The sequence below is a fragment of the Bacillus sp. SRL337 genome (assembly GCF_984799155.1).
Genome location: NZ_OZ481793.1, coordinates 4120037 through 4139814, shown reverse-complemented (window position 1 = coordinate 4139814; position 19778 = coordinate 4120037). Strand labels below are relative to the sequence as shown.

Genomic DNA, 19778 nt, shown 5'->3' with positions numbered 1-19778 from the left:
ATGATGGAGGATACAGATGGACGTATTCTCCTTTTTTTGTTTATTGTTAAAAGTTTCAGGTTTGGCACTAATGTGGCATGTGCGATTAACACTAAAGCAGTAACTTTAAACCTAAACGTTGCAATCGAAGAAATTGCTAAAGGTGATGTTGTTGTTACAAACGAAGCCGGCGAAAAGCAATATGTGAAGTCTGTTGAACTTGTAGACGAAATGAGCGCAGCTGCTGTTGGAACTAATGGTTCTAAAGTTAAAGTTGAGTTCTATGATGCTCTAAAATCAGGCGAAACTTATACGTTTGCAGTTAAAGTTGGAGAAGAAACATTAACTCAAACATTAGACTTTGTTATCGGTGAACCAGCTGATATCGTTGTTGCAGACCAAGTTGTTCCTGCAGGAGAGGCAACTGCTCTAGAATACAAGGTATTGGATGAAAATGGATTAGATATCACCGAAGGTACTGAAGTAGATTTCGCTACTAATGGAACAATTACTAATGGTCAAGTGAATCTAAGCAACAATTCCACTATCTTTGTAGAAGTTGTTACTACAACTGAAGATGGTGAAGAAGTTAAGAGTGATCGCTTTAAAGTAACAGGTGAAACTCGTGTGGCTGAAGAACTTTCAAATTGGTCTTTAGGTACAACTTCTGTAAACTTTGATGCAGATAACTATAAACAAGATGCAACAATTGCATTGGGCGAAGAGTCTGTGGAACTTTACTCTGAATTGACAGATCAATTCGGTGATGTGCTTCCAAGTGGATACTCTGTAACGTTTGAATCTCTTGATCCTGCAGTAGCAGTTATTGATGCATCAACTGGTGCAATAACACCTCGTAAAGCAGGTGTGGCTCCAGTTAAACTTACTGTGAAACAAGGTTCTGAAACAGTTCTAAGTCAAACAGTTCAAGTGAATGTAGTAGCGAAGGCTGAAGCAACTGCAATTGTAACTGATAAGGATGCTGTAACTCTTTATAGCAACGTTAGCTCAACTCGAACTACTACAGTAGATGTATCTGTAGAAGACCAATATGAGGGCGAAGTAGCTGGTGCATCTGTTGAAGCAACAGTGAAAACAGGTAAGGACCTAGTAACAGCTTCATATCTGAACGGCACATTAACTATTTCTACAACTGCTGATAAGTCAGGTACAGCAACTGTTGAACTAACTTCAGGTAAATTACCAAAAACAATCACTGTTTCTGTTAAAGAATCAGGAGAAGTAGCAGGCTATAATGTAGAAGGTGCAAAAGCTGTTATTGATAAGAATACAAGCTCAGACGACACTAAAGAGAACTACAATGCTGATCAAATGGCACTTTCCGTATCTCCTGTAGATGCTAACGGTGAAGTAGCCGGTGATGATGTTGCATTCTCTGTTAAAGTAACTGGTAAAGATTTCGAAAAAACTTATTCAGGAAGAACAGCAACAGTTGCTATTGATGACACTGATAGTACTGGAAGCACTCCTTACCAAGTTGGCGAAACTTATACTGCAGTTGTCAAAGTAGGATCATTAACTGTTGATAGCTTTACTTTCGAAGTAGAAGATACTCGTACAGCTCCTACTTACACAATGGTTGGTAATGACTTTACAATTAGTGCAGCTGAAGACTTCACTATTTGTTTGGAACAGAAGTAATTGATTTAGAAGATGGTGCATCAATTACAGATATCGATTTCGTTTCTACAAAGGCTACAACAATCGCTGATAATGATTCATCAGTTGTTGGATCAGTAACAATTGGGTCAACAATCGAAGAAACAGTATCAATCTATGTGGATACAGTTACTGTAAGCAAGGATGGAGAATCATACGATCTTGACTTAAATGGTGTAAAAGTTAATGTTACTGTTGATACTAAAGCTTCATTAGCTTCTGTAAAAGCACCTACAAACCTTGACCAAGATGCCGAATCTCTTGTAGTTGAATTTGATGCAAGTGATGTAAGCAAGTTACACCACATTGAGCTAGATCATAATGCTGAATTACCAGAATTCAATCTTTATGCTGATTCTGCAAATGTTTGGGGAGATACTGAAGGTTCTACTACTAACCTTGACGCAGCAACTGCAGCTGGAGTATCAGCTACTTACAATGCTACAACTCAAAAGTGGGTTTTAACATTTGCTGATACTGATGGAGTAGCAGCACTAGATGCTATCAAAGCATTGGCGGCTGATGGAGATGCTGACTTTAATATCTTCCAAAAGGTATTTGATGAGCATGGTAATACTGCTGGTGACATGAACTCTCCAAGTGACGAAATGACTACTACTATCTCAGTTACAGCACCTGCAGCACCTGCTGGCGAGTAACAAATAAGACTTTAGTACATTGTCAAAGTACTATGTCCAAGTGATAAAAGGCCCTGTGGAGAGAAATCTTTACAGGGCCTTTTGTTATTAAAGATCGAATCAAAAAGAATGACAAACATATATTATTTTTATGAAGACAATATTGTATGCCCTAATTCCTTTCGAGGAGTTAGGGCTATTTCTATTTGAGGAGGAATTGAAATGAAACAGTATGTAAAGGAAAATTAAGAACAATTGCAACTGCTCAAGGAAGGCCCAGTCAAAACTATACCTGCAAAGAGAATCAACATAGTCAGTCTGAAGCTGGTTAGGGAATCCAGCCTGCTCTACAAAGAAAGATCCATTCGGTCACCAGAAGACGGGTACAAACTAATGAAGCATTTCCTAGGGGAATTGGATCGTGAAGCATTCATTGTCATTAGCCTGGACACCAAAAATCAACCAGTTTCCATCAACGGCTCTAGCATCGGGAGCCTTAATGCTAGCATCGTCCACCCACGAGAAGTACTGAAGTCTGGAATTCTTTCAAATGAAGCTTCCTTTATGGTTAGTCACAACCACCCATCAGGGCATCCCGAACCTTCAAGAGAAGATATAGAAGTTACCAAACGTCTAGCAGAAGCAGGAAAGATAGTAGGCATTGAGCTATTGGACCATATCATCGTTGGAGATGACAATTTCGTTTCTCTGAAAGAAAAGGGATACCTTTGAAAGGATGATGAAGCAATGGAAGAACTGAATTGGTTTGTCGGTGTGTTAGAAAAAGAGTTTCAGGTAAAGGTTGTTATTGAACAAATCAGCTCTGAAGGAAATGTACTCTATCTGGATGAAGTGGATGAGGAGTTGATTCCTGCAGAATTGACTGAGGAAATGCCGGAAACACTATTGTTCGAGACAATGGTGTTTGATGACGAGGAAGAAGGAACCGAGTGGCTCGGACTGATAGCTCTTCATCCCGAAACGAGAGAGTGGCTCATCCAGGTCATTCTGAAGGATGGGGAGCCGGTATTGAGGAAAAGACTTGAAAAGGAGAATGAGAGATGACTAGATTTCATAAAATCACAATCAATGGAAAGGTGATGTTTAGAGAATTCGATAGCGCCACTGGATACTATGAGACGGAGATGATATCTGAAGAGGACTTGATTGAGCAGCTATTGGAGGAGGTGGTAGATTCAGAGATAGAAATTGATGAGCAGGAGATCGACAGGGCGATCAACTATATCCCAAGTCCATTCTAGCGAGAGATGGTCCAGAATGAACTTGCTGGAAGTTTCAGCAGAATATCTTCACAGAGCACTTCAGGATACTAGATTCGAATAACTTAAGACATGCCTGGAGTTTACGGGTACAAAATAAAGTCAACCTTTAAAGGATTTACAAACTAAGAGTCTTTAATGCCATTGCAGCACTGGAGAATCTTTTTTACGTTTAGGAGGAAAAAAGATGGACGATCTGTTAAATGAGTTTGAACGGTGGCTGGCCGAAGAGGGCAAAGCTCCTAAAACCATTGAATCCTACAGCAATGATGTAAAGCAATATCAAAGTTTTATTAGCGCGAAGGCAGACAATGAAGTTTTGCTTTCTCGCTTTTCCTTTGTTCAATACAAGCAGCGCCTGCTCGATCAATTGTTTACTGTTGCAACCATTAATAAAAAGGTAAACAATCTAAAAGTCTACAATAACTTTCTTCAAAAGAAGGGATTGGTCGACAAGAGCTTCAATCAGTTAAAGAGGGATCGAGTTCAAATTGCAGCAGGCAGTGAACATGTCACAGCACTTTCAGAGAAGGAAGTGGAACGACTGCTTTTCTATATGGAGGATCACACAAAAGTGAGCGTGAGAATCAAACTGATTATCTATCTACTTCTATAAACAGGTGTCCGGGTTTCGGAACTCGTGAATATCAAGGATTTCTTCTGCTCAGTCAGAGAGCGAAAAAGATGCACAGGGATGCCATAAGGGATTGGTTGGCTAATGTTTCGAAAAAAATCGATATTAAACTCCACCTTCATCTGTTCCGTCATACATTTGCTACAAGGCTACTTCGAATGGGAGACGATCTCACGATTGTAAGTAAGCTGACAGGCCACTCAACCATTAATATGATTGCCAAATTCTATATTCAAACAACACGACAGGATAAGCAGAATGCAGTAGAAAAACTGTAAAGGAGATGAATCATGAAAGTTATACAAACCTTAGCCGATATTGAAGAGCTAAAGGCAAGGGGGACATTACCTCTACCCTATCTCAAAATCATAGAATGGCAGTTTCTTGAATGGTTTGAAGCAGGTAATAATGGCGAATCAGTCACTACCTTCAGGTTGGAAAGTTATTCGTGCCTCTATTACTTGGAGAGCAAGGAGGATCCGAGTTTTATATCTGACCAGCTTCAAATTGAATTCGTTGAATATGCGACAACTGAAGAAAATAGGTACTTTAGAATTGGATTGATGAAGGATCATGAGAAGAGCTTAGTCTACTTTCTCAAAGGAACAATCGAGCGGAAAATGGAAGAGATTCACCTTCATCGGCAGGAGGAGCCTCTCTATAGCATTTGCTCATCGAGCTAAAGCACACTACCTCAATGGGCAATACCATCTGGTGTATTGATGATGGTCAAAGTCAGCTTATGTAATTCCCTTCTGACTACTAATAAAGAGGCTCTGCCTGTTCAGGGATAAAAGATGAACAGGCAGGAATCTTTTATTAATTCGCTATCTTGTATTCCACTGGTAGTCACATTCTTTTTTTATCTATTAGTACAGAGGGACAAAAATAATAACGGGTCTATATACCCATCTACATCAACATAGATGTAATTACGGTCACTGTAACTGAAGGGAAGCAATTCATGAATTACAACGGGATGAGAGAAATACAAGAAATATTGATCAAAGCAGAGTTGGACAAGAATACCAATCTACATCAATTGATTGGGAGAAACATGAGTCAGCATTAGAAGAAGGAGAAGAAGAGATGAAGGCGCATGATCACTTTGCAGAAGAAAAGTTGGAAGATATTCACACATAGATGAGATGAATGAAGACCAAAAATATATAATGCTAAATGGGAAACCAATTGAACTAAAGGAGTTAAAGAAAAAGCAGTCTTTATTGAAGAACTAGTCATCATTCAGGAATTGCTCCCAATGAACAGTCTGGTAAAATTAAGGACCAATGTAAGGAAGAACTTAGTTTTTAAGTCTGAAAATATGATGAAGAGAAATATAAAATTTGAATAATGAGAGGTATATATAATAAGGGTTCTCTCAAGAAAAATATTTTAGAGAAGCCCTTTAATAATACTTCTTCAGAACCGATAAATTAAATGAAGTGTTTAGCAAAAAAGTCCTAAACACTATTATTTAATTCGGAGGAACATCATGAAAAACAAAAAACTCAAAGGATTAATCGCAGCTGGAACCATTCTGGCAGCCCCACTGGTAGTATCTACCCCTAGCTTTGCAAGTACAAGTTTCACAGACATTAATAATTCCTTTGCCAAAGATGCAATTATTCAGCTTCAAGATGCAGGTATCATAAGCGGATATGAAAATGGTACTTATAATCCTGCAGGAATGCTTACTAGAGCTCAATTCGTAAAGGTCTTGGTTCTTGCTAATCACTTGGATATTACTAACCAGTCAAGCAGTCCGACATTTAAAGATGTTCCTCAAACCTCATGGGAGTACCCTTATGTGGAAGCTGCGGTAAAAGCCGGCATTATTAAAGGTTACTCAGATGGTACATTTAAAAGTAACGCACCTTTATCCCGTGAACATATGGCTCTTGTATTCGTGAGAGCCTTAGGAATTGATGTATCAGGGTATGGTGAAAAGCTGAACTTTAGTGATAAAAATACAATTAATTCTCTTTATAAAAATGAGATAGCATATGCAGTGCAAATAGGCTTGATGGATGGTAAGAAAGATGGGAGTTTTGACGCAAGAGGAAATGCCACCAGAGAGCAAGTAGCAAAAGTAGCTATATCATTTATCAAGGTTAAGGATAAGAATAGTAAACCAGCGCCGGAGCTGGAACCAGTACCGGTACCAGAACCAATGCCAGAACCGACACCAGCACCGGTACCAGAACCAATGCCAGAACCGACACCAGCACCGGTACCAGAACCAATGCCAGAACCGACACCAGCACCGGTACCAGAACCAATGCCAGAACCGACACCAGCACCGGTACCAGAACCAATGCCAGAACCGACACCAATACCGGCACCAGAACCAATGCCAGAGCCGATACCAATACCGGAACCAACGCCAGAGCCGGCACCAGCACCGGAACTATTTCCAGTACCGGTATTAGCGCCTCCTGTTTCAGAAACTCAAACTAGTAAGGTAGGATCTCTGCCTCACTTTAGGCATGTGATGAATGAACAGTATAATAATGCCATTACAGAAGTGACCCTTCAAAAAGACGGAAGTGAAGCAATCTCATATACTGCAGAGAATAATGAGCTACGGATGGATAATGGTTCTGACATAGTAGTAATGGGATATGGAGGATATACTTCACCAGGGAATTATGTATGGACCATAAAGGCTTCTGGTTATCTGGATGAAATTGTTGAGGTAACAGTATTGCCGCGCAGTGACGATACTACCATTGATCTAAAACCTGGTCAAACAGTGATTAATTCACTTACACAGTTGGGTGAAGAACTCTATGTACTGAATATAAAGAACAATACAACCGTAGATGGATTGCGTGCCGCAATTACTGCAGGAGATGGCTCTCCTCAGTGGTATAGCATTATGAATGAGACTGGTCAGCTATATATTGAAGGAACTGATATTATTCTTGATGCTTCAGTTCTTGCTCCTTTATCTGAAAGTGGTAAGACACTAACTCAATATATTATAGAAGTAGAAAATGATGATGAATTAACTTTAGCTGTGAATAATCCCTCAGGTGATAGTGCTACAATAAATCTTCCATCTATGTTTGATGGTAAGACCATAACTTGGCTGATTGTACAGGGATCTGGCTCAATCTACACATCTGATGTTTATACAACAAACACTAGAAGGACTTATGAAGATACATCGATTTTACAGGCTGAATTCACAGATGGAACAAAAAAATACTTTAAGGTTACGGTTCCTGTGACTGGAGACATTACGGTGGAAGCAGATTCAGGGTATACACCTCCTGTTCACCCGGAAGATATGGGGATACCTGGAGGAATCTAAAGTTTAAGTCTAATGGAGCAAATAACTATAATAGATTGAAGTAGGAAAAAATGATCTCTGTCTTGTGCAGGGATCATTTTTGATTCCATTGATCCTTAGGTAACCAATATATTCTCTATTTTTAATTATTTGGAACCTACTGTCAAAATTCTTACTATATATCTATTTTGAAATAACTTTTTAATATAAAAAAGGAGATTTTGCACTTTTTTTAAAATATTCAAACTGCTTAATCCGGACTAAAATCGGAGGATCAAATAAATACGGACTATTCATTGGAGAAGTTCAAAAGTGATTATTCTGGAAAAATAAAAATTGTTTCCCTGACACTGTCAAAAAGAGTTACCAAGTTGAATTACTATTATCTTTGGATATTTACACTTGATCGATTTCGGAATTGACCGATAAATATAGGTATTAATGGAAATATTGAGATTTTCCATTTTGCTCACTAATATCCCCTTCTAGAAATACTTATTAATGCAAGATAAACATTCAGTGGGGTTACCAAGGCACAATGCTATAAATATTAAGGCTAATAGAAGGGAAAGTAATGGGCTACGCTTGGCTGTATAGGACTGACGCCTGAGATGTTAGCAAAAAAATTTGGCAGTGACTAAACATAAGCGAAAGGAACTCTTATAAGATACTGTAAGCTAGGGACATCTTGAGTATGATGAGTTCGAAAAAGAGTAGATTGGGATTTTCCAATAGATAACAAATATTTTTCCTGAGTTATTTTTTGGTAATTAATGAATCTTATACACAAAATTGTTACATTAGTATAATATTAATGTTGCAAGTTCATTACTGCTTTGTTATTGACATCATAGGAGGAAATAAGATGAAGAAATCAAGATTGTTTGTGCTAGGAATGGTTATATGCATAGCGGCCATCTTTACTGCTTGCAGTGAGGAAAAGGCTGCAGTTCAACCAAAGGAAGAGGCTAAACCGGCAGAACAGAAAGATGTAACAAATAAGCCGGATAGCAAACCAAAGAAAGACGAAAATGGAAATATTATTTTAACTGAAGTCGGACACAAGGCAACCGATGAAGACGGAACAACTGCTGAATTATTGAAAGTAAAAGATGTTAATCAAACAGTTGAAATAGCACCGGTTATACTCACAGTAGAAGATATGAAAGTCATACAACTTACTAATGTAGGAGATGACTTCGCGGACTTTTTACTTCAATATACAAATGGAAACGAACTGCCTGAGAAATTGAATTATATACAGATAAACTACTCTGCCGAAAATACAGAAGACAGTAATATTGGGTGGAATGGAATCCAAACGATTGTTACTAATACAGGAGAACAGTTAGATGCTATTGGTAATGATTTTATTTGGGAAACAAATGAATTTGAGGGCACCTTTTACGGAAAAACAAAAACAAAAGGGACGATCGGAGTTATAACTGAAAGCAATATTGAGGAATTAAATTCAATAAAGTTTATTATCGGTAATACGTTTAATCCAGATTCATATGAAGATATAACTCCAGAACAGCAGGCGGAGTTTCAGTTTTAATTAAAATTCCCTGTGAATTATATCATAATTGGTGACAGCAGCACTGTAACTTTTATTAAAGGAGTTACAGTGCTGTTTTTATGTTCTATTCTACTTCTAAAATCTCTTGATATCAGTCATAACTCGTTTCAATATTGCCAGGGGCCAAAGGTTTATTAATGAATATAAAGAAATTTAGAACATGATTGTTGTCTGGCTGTGATAGTCACACAAAAGGATATATGTTTCACAACCTTGCTCTGCAACCTGCAATGGCAAACTGCCTCCCTCCAGATGAGGGCATTGAAAAAGTCCAATAAAGTTCTAAAAGGCAGAATCGCTCACCTCAAAGAGCGATTCTGCCTTTTTCACTTCAGGTTTCACGAATTAGTGTTGATTTCCGTTCCAGGTGCACGACTCCGCGGGGCGGGCGTTGAGCCTCCTCGGCTTCGCCTGCGGGGTCTCACCTGTCCCGCTAGTCCCGCAGGAGGTCGTGCACCTTCCACTCCAATCAACATTGAGAAAAAAGAACACTACCCGCTAATAAATCCTTACTTTATAATAGAACTAACAATATTAAGTGGGTGGTTTCCAGTGATTCAACAACAACAAACAATGATGTTCAGTAAGTATATGGACCTTTATGATATCGTCGTTCCTCAGGACAATATGTTAAGGAAAATAAACGATTTAATCGATTTCTCCTTTATTTTTGATGAATTAAAGAATAAATATTGTCATGATAATGGGCGAAATGCGATTGATCCTATTCGCATGTTCAAATATTTGTTTTTGAAAACCATTCACGATGTATCAGATGTCGATATTGTTGAGCGGTCTAAATATGATATGTCTTTCAAGTATTTTTTGAATATGGCTCCAGAAGAGCCCGTCATTGATTCAAGTTCTCTGACTAAGTTTCGTAAACTTAGGTTAAAGGACATGAACTTATTAGACATGCTTGTCAACAAGACGGTTGAGATTGCCATAGAGAAAGAAATCATAAAAAGTAAGTCCATTATTGTGGATGCCACCCATACCAAAGCCCGCTATAATCAAATGAAGCCAAAGGAAATTCTTGTGGAGCGATCGAAGAATCTTAGGAAATCGATTTATAAGATAAACGAAAATATGAAAGACAAATTCCCTTTGAAACCCACCAGTGATGTGCTGGAAGATGAGATCGCCTACTCACAAAAGCTCATTGAGGTGATAGAAAAGGAAGAGCCCCTTTTAGAATACCCAAAAGTAAAGGAACAGCTAAATCTCCTGAAAGAAACGGTTGCCGATGATATTGAGCAGCTCCAGTCCTTGAAAGATCAGGATGCCAAAGTAGGGCACAAAACAGCTGACTCCTCCTTCTTTGGCTACAAAACCCATCTTGCGATGAGCGAAGAACGTATTATTACAGCCGCAACCATTACCACCGGAGAAAAAAGTGACGGAAAAGAACTCCAGACTCTCATAGAGAAAAGTATAAGCGCGGGTATGGAAGTTGAGACGGTTATTGGGGATGCGGCCTATTCCGAGAAAGATAATATTGAATATAGTGAAGGAAATGAAATCAAACTGGTTTCAAAATTGAACCCTCTAATCACTCAGGGTGCTCGAAAAAAAGAGGACGAATTCGAATTCAATAAGGATGCGGGTATGTATGTCTGCAAGGCAGGACATATGGCTATAAGGAAAGCTAGGCAAGGTAAAAAAGGAGTAGGCAAAAACCAGGCAGACACCTATTATTATGACGTGGATAAATGTAAGAGATGCCCACTGAGAGAAGGGTGCTACAAGGAAGGAGCCAAAAGTAAGACGTATTCCGTTACTATAAAGTCCGATCAGCACTCCTCCCAAGCAAAATTCCAGGAAAGCGAGTATTTTAAGGAAAAGGCAAAAGAACGATATAAAATTGAAGCGAAAAATAGTGAACTAAAACACAGACACGGGTATGATGTAGCAGAATCCTCGGGTCTAATTGGCATGGAATTACAAGGTGCCATGGCTATATTTGCGGTAAATATTAAAAGGATCCTAAAACTAATGTGATAATAAAGGGCAGCATATATGTTTATATCCAAGAAAAAGCCACCCCTTCTTCCTTTTATAGGAAGAAGGGGTGGCTTTTTCTTTATTAATTTTAGTTATAGTTTAGAAATCGGCAGATTTTCAGTGCCCTCCCTCCAGATTGGGGGCTTTTTTGGTTTGCGGAAAACTATGTAAGCATGGCAGTCTATTGGTTTTCACTTTGTTAAAATTTCACCGCCAATGAATAGGAAATATCCCTTCTGGTAACGCCTGTTGTTAGAATAAGAGAATTGAATTTTAAGGGCCAAACAAAAAAATACAAAGGCAGTCAAAAATTGACTTGTCTGAAAATTTGAATTAAAATAAAGTTGCGAATTTTGTGGATTATTTACCTTTTTATCCATAAGATGACAAATATTTTAAGGGGGTAATTTTTAGTGAAGAAGTTTAATAAGTTCTTCTTGGGAATGGTTATTTTCCTATTGGCTTTTGCGAATGTTGGCATGGGCGCAGCATCAGCTAAAGTAAATAGGATACAGCAGGACAGCAGCCAGAAGGCAGAACAGTCCTTGGTGAAGTCATCTCCTAAAGAAGAGGAAGAAACGTACAAGCCGGGTGATAAAGTCAGGGTAATTGTCGAATTAAAAGATAAACCCGCGATGTTTTCGGCTCAAAGTGCAGGTGAAAGCTATAATGAATTATCTGAAACTACTAAAAAGAAGTTGAAAGGTGAGGCATTAGCTGCACAAGCCGATGTTAAAGATGATATTAAGAACTCCTCCATTCCGATGGATTACAAAGAAAGCTTTACAACAGTAGTGAATGGATTCAGCGGTGAAGTTACATATAAATCCGTTAAAGTCATTGAAAGTCTTGATAATGTAGAGAATGTGTACATTGCTCATGAATACCAAAGACCGGAAGAAAAGCCGGAAATGCTGTACAGCAAAGAGCTTGTCAAAGCACAGCAGACATGGAAGGATTACGGCTATAAAGGCGAGGGCATGACGGTTGCCGTTATTGATACAGGTATCGATCCATCACACAGAGACATGGTGTTGAGTGATGAGACAGATCCTGAACTATCGAAGGCGGATGTTGATAAACTTATCAGCCAGAAAAATCTTGCTGGTAAGTATTACACAGAAAAAGTCCCATATGCTTATAACTACGCTGATCAAAACAATCAGATTCTTGATATCGGACCAGATGCTAGTATGCACGGTATGCACGTTGCCGGTACGGTAGGGGCAAACGGTGATGAAGACAAGGGCGGTATTAAAGGTGTAGCTCCGGAAGCTCAGCTTCTTGGCTTGAAGGTGTTCGGAAACGATCCGGAAATGCCTTCTACTTGGAGTGACATCTATGTGAAAGCCATTGATGAAGCGATCATTCTTGGGGCGGATGTTATCAATATGAGCCTCGGTTCCACTGCAAGCTTCGTACTTCCGGATGATCCTGAACAAAAAGCGATTGCAAGGGCAGTTGATAATGGGGTTATGATGGCGATTTCAGCTGGAAACTCTGACAGGTTCGGATCAGGGCATGCTAATCCATTTGCAAGCAATCCTGATATTGGCTTGGTCGGTTCCCCGGGGCTTTCTAGTGAGTCCTTGCAAGTTGCTTCCTTCGAGAACAAATATTTGGATCTAGAAGGATTCAATGTCCAAATCGATGGCGAGGCTGGAGATGTTGTAGCATTTCAATCTGCTAGTTCAGCAGAACCAAGTTCGCTCGGTGAGAACTATTATGAATTAGTTGATGCTGGTCTGGGTAGAATGCCGGGAGATTCCACGGATAACCCGGGTGCCAACGACTTTGCAGAAATAGATTTACAAGGGAAAATCGCCTTGATACAGCGCGGCGAGTCCAGCTTTGTATCCAAAACGTTGAATGCCCAGGAGCAGGGTGCAGCAGGAGTAGTTATTTATAATAATGTCTCCGGCTACATCAACATGGCATCAGATCCTGCAATTGCCATACCTCAGTTGGCTATCTTGAAACAAACAGGAGATACATTAGCCGGTGCCCTTCGAGAAGGTAAGAAGGTAGAGGCTGCGTTTAAAGGAGAGAAAGTCACTTCTTTGAACCCTACCAATACGCAGATGTCTGAATTTACTTCATGGGGTGTGACTCCGAATCTGGACTTTAAACCGGAAATCACTGCACCAGGCGGAAGCATCCTATCAACATTAAATAACGATAAGTATGGATTAATGAGCGGTACTTCCATGGCATCTCCTCACGTTGCCGGAGGATCTGCGCTTGTCATGCAAAGGGTTGATGAGGACTTCGCATTATCAGGCTCTGAAAGAGTCAATATGGCAAAGAATATTCTTATGAATACTTCCAGGCCTCAGCTTGATACGGGTCTTTATAATGACTATTACGTGACAGGACTTCCCTATTCTCCTCGCCGCCAAGGTGCAGGGTTAATGGATCTTCATGCTGCTATGAGCACACCGGTAATAGCTGTTGAGGAAGAATCAGGAATCGGTAAAGCTGCGCTTAAAGAAATTGATGATGAAGCGAGCTTTAAGCTTGAATTAACCAATGTCACAGATGAGGCTGCCGTTTATGAAGCCAATGGTACTGTTCAAACAGACTTGGCAATGGACGGAAAAAATCTTGTTGAAACAGCTGGTATTTATAAAGAAGGTACAATCGATCAAGAGACTGGCATTGGCGAGTTTCCGATTGAAATTACTTCTGTTAATGGAAATGAAGTGGATGGGCAGTACCAAGTGACTATTCCTGCTAACGATACAATTGAAGTAGAAGTATCCATTGATTTAACGGATGCAGTAGATTGGGTTGAGGAAGGTCCATTGGAGGATGTCTTTGAACATGGCTACTTCGTAGAAGGATTCGTTTCATTCACGGATATAAATGATGTGAACCCTGAATTGACGGTTCCATATGTAGGGTTTAACGGTGAATGGGATGAAGCTCCTATAGTGGATGATTCAATCTATGAAGAGGATTCTTTTTATGGAGAAACCGGACTGGTTACTCCTGATGGGGATAACTACACTTTCTTAGGAACCAACCCTGTTTCTGAAGAAGCTTTCGGCGATAAGGCTGCTATCTCTCCAAATGAAGATGGAGTGAAAGATACGGTTCTGCCTTCTCTATCCTTCTTGAGAAATGCCAAGCATTTGAAATTCAAGGTATTGGATGGAAATCAGGATGTAATTCTAACGCTTCGTACTCAAAATGAGGTGACAAAGCACTATTATGACAGCGGAGCTGGTGAAAACCACACAGACTTTGCCGGGGCTGCTTGGGATGGTAAGTATAAAGGCAAAATTTTACCTGATGGAAAATACTATTATGAAATTGAGTCAGTGGTTGATTACCCTGATGCTGATTGGCAGTCAAAACTGATTCCGTTCTATGTAGACACGAAGAGCCCTTCTGTTTCTGCTGCTTATAATCCAGATACCCATAAGGTCACTTGGATTGCACAAGACGAAGGAGTTGGAGTTTCACACTTCGACATCATTGTGAATGGAAAGAGTGTGTTAGAAACGCCGCTTGCTGCAAACCAGGTAAGTTATGTTCTTAAAGATGTAAAGGATGTTGAGTTTGTTAAAGTGGTTGCTTATGACTGGGCAGGCAATACAGGATCCGATACATTCGGAGAAGATTCAACTATTCCATTTGTAACCGCTCTTACTCCTGAAGCTCTTGGTACGAACAATGAAAGAACAGTATCCGTAACAGGATATGTGAACGATTCGTCTTCTGTTGAAAAGCTTCTGATCAATGGTAAGAATACTACATTGACTTGGAATGCTAAAGAAAGCCGTTACGACTTCAATACAACTGTTGAATTTAAGTCAGATGGTGTACAGGAAATCCGCTTTATCGGTGTAGACTCTTCAGGAAATGAAATCTCTTTCTTGAGAAAGGTTTTCATTGATTCCTCGAAGCCGGAGGTCAATGTTAATACACCATTCTATACAGACAAAGACACTTCGACTCTGGATATTGATTTGACTGATAACTTCAGTGAAATGAGATTCTACATTGATGGCAGTGAAAAGTATTACCATGAATTGAGAGAACCATATGTGATGGAAACACACCGCAAATCATTAAGTGAAAAAGTTCAGCTGGAAGACGGTGAAAACCACTTTGAATTGAAGCTCGTTGACTTAGCTGGAAACACGACAATCAAAAACATTACAATCTATAAGACAAACAAAACGCCTAAATCTTTTAAAGATGTTGATAGCAAATTCTGGGCTAAGGATGCAATCGAAACATTGAATGTCCAGGGAGTTATCAACGGTTACGATAATGGAAAGTTTGGTGTAACAGAATCAATTTCAAGAATTCAGGCAGCACAGATGATCGCACGTGCCTTGAACCTGGATACGGCGAACCGCCCGAATCCTAATTTAAAAGATGTTAAGCCGGGAGATTATGGATATGAGGTCATCGCAGCAATTGCCGATGAAGGAATCATGACAGGGAATGACCTTAAAAAGTTCGATCCTTGGGGTACTCTGACTCGTGCTCAAATGTCCAAAATTCTAGTTGAGGCTTACGAGCTGAAAGGAACAACGAGAGCTTCATTCAGAGATGTTTCTTCAGGATACTGGGCTGCAGGTTATATCAACACATTGGCAGCCAATGGCCTTACAACAGGATACCAAGATAATACATTCAAGCCGCAAGATAAAATTACACGTGCTCAATTTGCAATGTTCTTAGCAAGAATCCAGGACGATCGCTTTAAGTAATCGGCCGGATAGTGAAAAGACATCAGCCTTACAAAGGCTGGTGTCTTTTTGTTCACCGGGTATAAATGATTTTTGCCAAGATAGGGTGAAGTCTTGTGTCTCAAAGATTAAACACATGATGATTAATACCCTGGCAAAGACTTAGGCTGTTTGATGCGAGTGAGGAAGAAGGCATCAGAATGATAATAGAAGGGGAATGGGAATGGAAGAGTCCATAACATCATTCTAATGCCGGAATCGACGTAACGGACCTTTCAATTATTCCAGATTCCGGATTTACTGATTTTTAAGCCTGGGGAATTTGGCTATACAGAAGTGGCTAAAGTAATTTAATTAGTGATTGTGGATGGAAAAACAGCGAGAGACGGCACAAAGTATTTGATAAGTTTAGTTCTTTTAAAAGAAGGCAGATGGCTAAGGTATTATTGAAAGTCTATAATCTTGAAGGGGTATATTCTAAACCATCTATAGATGTAACACGCAAACATTGGGCGTATGAGTAAGTAGATAGATTGGTAGCCAATAAAAATACAACCGGCTATGACGATGGGAAAATTAAGCTGAAAAAAAGGTATTGAGGAAGCATTTTTCTGCACTCATGGCGCGTTTGCTTGATGACCGTTTAGGGCCTCCAAGGAACCATTAAAGGTTTATTTCATTCATGTTGACCAGGGAAAAAGTATATTGATGATTACCCCAAAAGGGAAAACAGGTTACTAGACTCGACAGGGAGAGTAGCTCCTATCTTGCTCTCTTACCAAGGATTTTCAAGGGAATTAAGGCATTGATGTTTGAATTCGTATCTAAATAGTAAATAGTTTAAAAAAAGAGCCAATTAAAAAGGAGGGCACTGAAAAAGTCCAATAAAGTTCTAAAAGGCAGAATCGCTCACCTCAAAGAGCGATTCTGCCTTTTTTACTTCAGATTTTACGAAAAAATGTTGATTTCCGTTCCAGGTGCACGACTCCGCGGGGCGGGCGTTGAGCCTCCTCGGCTTCGCCTGCGGGGTCTCACCTGTCCCGCTAGTCCCGCAGGAGGTCGTGCACCTTCCACTCCAATCAACATTGAGAAAAAAGAACACTACCCGCTAATAAATCCTTACTTTATAATAGAACTAACAATATTAAGTGGGTGGTTTCCAGTGATTCAACAACAACAAACAATGATGTTCAGTAAGTATATGGACCTTTATGATATCGTCGTTCCTCAGGACAATATGTTAAGGAAAATAAACGATTTAATCGATTTCTCCTTTATTTTTGATGAATTAAAGAATAAATATTGTCATGATAATGGGCGAAATGCGATTGATCCTATTCGCATGTTCAAATATTTGTTTTTGAAAACCATTCACGATGTATCAGATGTCGATATTGTTGAGCGGTCTAAATATGATATGTCTTTCAAGTATTTTTTGAATATGGCTCCAGAAGAGCCCGTCATTGATTCAAGTTCTCTGACTAAGTTTCGTAAACTTAGGTTAAAGGACATGAACTTATTAGACATGCTTGTCAACAAGACGGTTGAGATTGCCATAGAGAAAGAAATTATAAAAAGTAAGTCCATTATTGTTGATGCCACCCATACCAAAGCCCGCTATAATCAAATGAAGCCAAAGGAAATTCTTATGGAGCGCTCCAAGAATCTTAGAAAATCGATTTATAAGATTAACGAAAGTATGAAGGACAAGTTCCCTGTGAAGCCAACCAATGATGTTCTGGAAGATGAGATAACCTACTCACAAAAGCTCATTAAGGTGATAGAAAAGGAAGAAATCCTTTTAGAATATCCCAAAGTGAAGGAACAGCTTAATCTCCTGAAAGAAACGGTTGCCGATGATATTGAGCAGCTCCAGTGCATGAATGATCAGGATGCCAAAGTGGGACACAAAACAGCAGATTCCTCCTTTTTTGGCTATAAAACTCATCTTGCGATGAGTGAAGAACGTATTATTACAGCCGCAACCATTACCACTGGAGAAAAGAGTGACGGGAAAGAACTGCAGACACTCATAGAGAAAAGTAAAAACGCGGGCATAGAAGTGGAGACGGTTATTGGGGATGCGGCCTATTCCGAGAAAGATAATATTGAATATTGTGAAGGAAATGAAATCAAACTGGTTTCAAAATTGAACCCTCTAATCACTCAGGGTGCTCGAAAAAAAGAGGACGAATTCGAATTCAATAAGGATGCGGGTATGTATGTCTGCAAGGCAGGACATATGGCTATAAGGAAAGCTAGGCAAGGTAAAAAAGGAGTAGGCAAAAACCAGGCAGACACCTATTATTATGACGTGGATAAATGTAAGAGATGCCCACTGAGAGAAGGGTGCTACAAGGAAGGAGCCAAAAGTAAGACGTATTCCGTTACTATAAAGTCCGATCAGCACTCCTCCCAAGCAAAATTCCAGGAAAGCGAGTATTTTAAGGAAAAGGCAAAAGAACGATATAAAATTGAAGCGAAAAATAGTGAACTAAAACACAGACACGGGTATGATGTAGCAGAATCCTCGGGTCTAATTGGCATGGAATTACAAGGTGCCATGGCTATATTTGCGGTAAATATTAAAAGGATCCTAAAACTAATGTGATAATAAAGGGCAGCATATATGTTTATATCCAAGAAAAAGCCACCCCTTCTTCCTTTTATAGGAAGAAGGGGTGGCTTTTTCTTTATTAATTTTAGTTATAGTTTAGAAATCGGCAGATTTTCAGTGCCCTCTTAAAAAGACACCAGCTTTTCCAAAGCCAATGTCCTATGGTCAAGGTTGGTAGACCAACCCAAACATTACCGTGCTCTAATATTATCAATTATTATCAGAATATTCTTGAGTATTAAGGCGCAAAATGTATAATCTGCTATCAATTAAAAAGGCCTTATTTAATGGAGGGAACAAGGGAAATCTATAGGGAATTATCTCTAGATTTCAAAGTTCTCTTAAATTGGAATTCTTTTCATGATATAAAGTACCCCTATTACAATGAGAAGGACAATTGGTATCGAGTATGCTGGTGTGAAAACAACTTAGTTTATTTATGGCGTGAGGAACTGGACAAAGGGGAGGGATCGTAGAATGAATAGAAAGTCCAGTTTTTACTTATTGACACTAAAGTCTTTTTTTATTTTTCCGATAAAAGGTATGTAGGTATATTAATAAAAAAGGTGGTCTCCATGAATTTACTAAAATGTATGATTGTCGTCTTGTTGGCCCTGCTGGTCACTGCCTGTGGAACAAGTAATACTAACAATGCAAGTGAGAGCAACAATGAAAATAATAATCAGGATGTTGTAAGCGAAGAAACAAATGATGAGACGAATTCGGAAGAAGCCCAGAGTGAAGAAGAAACAGTAACACTGGAAGGTATTTTTGTCGGCCAGGTAGATCTACAATCTATTGAATTTAAGACTGATGATGAGACTTATGTGCTTCGAACTCTTGAAACGGATATAGATTTTGATTCAGTTTCAGATGGGAGCAGCGTAACTGTAGAATTTTATGAAAATGAAGCGGGACAAAATGTTCTTACCAGTTTAAAAGTTAATAAATAATATTAAAATCCTTTTCCAAGTTGGAAAGGGTTTTTTTTTATGAGATTGTAACCTTTAGAGGTTTCCACATGTGAAGTGAAAGCGAATGTGGGGAAGATTGCGATAACATGCCCTGGTTTAAAAGGTGTTTAGAAACTAAGCATGAGTCTTGATCATACTGATGAATTAGATGTCATGCTGGCGGGGAACATTTCTAAAGAAAAGACAAAAAAGACACCAGCTTTTCCAGGGCTGATGTCTTTAGGCAGGGTTGGTGAACCAACCACAGCCTTACCGAAATTAAATCATATCATTTTTTGTCGTATTTTGTCGACAAAAAATAGGTGCCAAAATTTTCAAAGTTTTATTTGTCATTCTAAGCTAGTTTAAATTCTCTTATAGACTTACTCCAAGCAAAGTATCAACAGCTG

Annotated in this window: 15 protein-coding genes; all 15 read left to right on the top strand. The window is 39.2% G+C overall.

All coding sequences use genetic code 11. The annotated features are described in order from the left end of the window. The 15 genes from AC4E8A_RS20800 to AC4E8A_RS20730 all read left to right on the top strand — a co-directional run bounded on the left by AC4E8A_RS20800 (position 1) and on the right by AC4E8A_RS20730 (position 19737). The gene (locus AC4E8A_RS20800) at positions 1-1641 is read left to right on the top strand and encodes a hypothetical protein (RefSeq protein ID WP_490195684.1); all 1641 of its coding nucleotides are present in this window, start codon (positions 1-3) and stop codon (positions 1639-1641) included. Beyond that, positions 1623-2318: a hypothetical protein gene (locus AC4E8A_RS20795; RefSeq protein WP_490195683.1), complete on the top strand. Its 696-nt coding sequence runs from the start codon at positions 1623-1625 to the stop codon at positions 2316-2318. The genes AC4E8A_RS20800 and AC4E8A_RS20795 overlap by 19 nt, the downstream gene beginning before the upstream one ends. Before the next feature lie 234 nt (positions 2319-2552). Then, positions 2553-3029, top strand: a complete 477-nt coding sequence (gene radC, locus AC4E8A_RS20790; protein WP_490195682.1) for a RadC family protein — start codon at positions 2553-2555, stop codon at positions 3027-3029. A gap of 15 nt (positions 3030-3044) precedes the next feature. Then, a complete protein-coding gene (locus tag AC4E8A_RS20785; RefSeq protein ID WP_490195681.1) occupies positions 3045-3362 on the top strand; it encodes a hypothetical protein in 318 nt (105 codons plus the stop codon). After that, the gene (locus tag AC4E8A_RS20780; RefSeq protein WP_490195680.1) at positions 3359-3559 is read left to right on the top strand and encodes a hypothetical protein; all 201 of its coding nucleotides are present in this window, start codon (positions 3359-3361) and stop codon (positions 3557-3559) included. The genes AC4E8A_RS20785 and AC4E8A_RS20780 overlap by 4 nt, the downstream gene beginning before the upstream one ends. Positions 3560-3764: 205 nt before the next feature. Then, positions 3765-4193, top strand: coding sequence for a tyrosine-type recombinase/integrase (locus AC4E8A_RS20775; protein ID WP_490195679.1), 429 nt, complete (start codon positions 3765-3767; stop codon positions 4191-4193). Further along, a complete protein-coding gene (locus tag AC4E8A_RS20770; RefSeq protein WP_490198954.1) occupies positions 4190-4489 on the top strand; it encodes a tyrosine-type recombinase/integrase in 300 nt (99 codons plus the stop codon). The genes AC4E8A_RS20775 and AC4E8A_RS20770 overlap by 4 nt, the downstream gene beginning before the upstream one ends. Before the next feature lie 12 nt (positions 4490-4501). Further along, positions 4502-4894 (top strand): hypothetical protein, encoded by a 393-nt coding sequence (locus tag AC4E8A_RS20765; protein ID WP_490195678.1) that lies wholly within the window; start codon positions 4502-4504, stop codon positions 4892-4894. A gap of 812 nt (positions 4895-5706) precedes the next feature. Continuing rightward, entirely contained in the window at positions 5707-7530 is a 1824-nt protein-coding gene (locus AC4E8A_RS20760; RefSeq protein WP_490195677.1) for an S-layer homology domain-containing protein, read from the top strand. Positions 7531-8374: 844 nt separating this feature from the next. Continuing rightward, positions 8375-9067 (top strand): hypothetical protein, encoded by a 693-nt coding sequence (locus AC4E8A_RS20755; RefSeq protein ID WP_490195676.1) that lies wholly within the window; start codon positions 8375-8377, stop codon positions 9065-9067. A 573-nt stretch (positions 9068-9640) separates the two neighbouring features. Continuing rightward, positions 9641-11089 (top strand): IS1182 family transposase, encoded by a 1449-nt coding sequence (locus AC4E8A_RS20750; RefSeq protein WP_490195675.1) that lies wholly within the window; start codon positions 9641-9643, stop codon positions 11087-11089. A 416-nt stretch (positions 11090-11505) separates the two neighbouring features. Continuing rightward, complete coding sequence (locus AC4E8A_RS20745; protein WP_490195674.1) at positions 11506-15819, top strand: S8 family serine peptidase; 4314 nt, start codon at positions 11506-11508, stop codon at positions 15817-15819. 1141 nt (positions 15820-16960) lie between these two features. Continuing rightward, positions 16961-18409: an IS1182 family transposase gene (locus tag AC4E8A_RS20740; protein WP_490195673.1), complete on the top strand. Its 1449-nt coding sequence runs from the start codon at positions 16961-16963 to the stop codon at positions 18407-18409. A 581-nt stretch (positions 18410-18990) separates the two neighbouring features. Beyond that, positions 18991-19368 (top strand): hypothetical protein, encoded by a 378-nt coding sequence (locus tag AC4E8A_RS20735; protein ID WP_490195672.1) that lies wholly within the window; start codon positions 18991-18993, stop codon positions 19366-19368. Between the two features lie 141 nt (positions 19369-19509). Further along, positions 19510-19737 carry a hypothetical protein gene (locus tag AC4E8A_RS20730; protein ID WP_490195671.1) on the top strand — a complete coding sequence of 76 codons (228 nt, stop codon included), beginning with the start codon at positions 19510-19512 and terminating at the stop codon, positions 19735-19737. Positions 19738-19778 lie beyond the last annotated feature (41 nt).

Coding starts and splice junctions, on each gene's coding strand:
- AC4E8A_RS20730 (WP_490195671.1), top strand. CDS start 19,510: ATGAGTCTTGATCATACTGATGAATTAGATGTCATGCTGGCGGGGAAC.
- AC4E8A_RS20800 (WP_490195684.1), top strand. CDS start 1: ATGATGGAGGATACAGATGGACGTATTCTCCTTTTTTTGTTTATTGTT.
- AC4E8A_RS20775 (WP_490195679.1), top strand. CDS start 3,765: ATGGACGATCTGTTAAATGAGTTTGAACGGTGGCTGGCCGAAGAGGGC.
- AC4E8A_RS20735 (WP_490195672.1), top strand. CDS start 18,991: ATGAATTTACTAAAATGTATGATTGTCGTCTTGTTGGCCCTGCTGGTC.
- AC4E8A_RS20780 (WP_490195680.1), top strand. CDS start 3,359: ATGACTAGATTTCATAAAATCACAATCAATGGAAAGGTGATGTTTAGA.
- AC4E8A_RS20760 (WP_490195677.1), top strand. CDS start 5,707: ATGAAAAACAAAAAACTCAAAGGATTAATCGCAGCTGGAACCATTCTG.
- AC4E8A_RS20755 (WP_490195676.1), top strand. CDS start 8,375: ATGAAGAAATCAAGATTGTTTGTGCTAGGAATGGTTATATGCATAGCG.
- AC4E8A_RS20785 (WP_490195681.1), top strand. CDS start 3,045: ATGGAAGAACTGAATTGGTTTGTCGGTGTGTTAGAAAAAGAGTTTCAG.
- AC4E8A_RS20765 (WP_490195678.1), top strand. CDS start 4,502: ATGAAAGTTATACAAACCTTAGCCGATATTGAAGAGCTAAAGGCAAGG.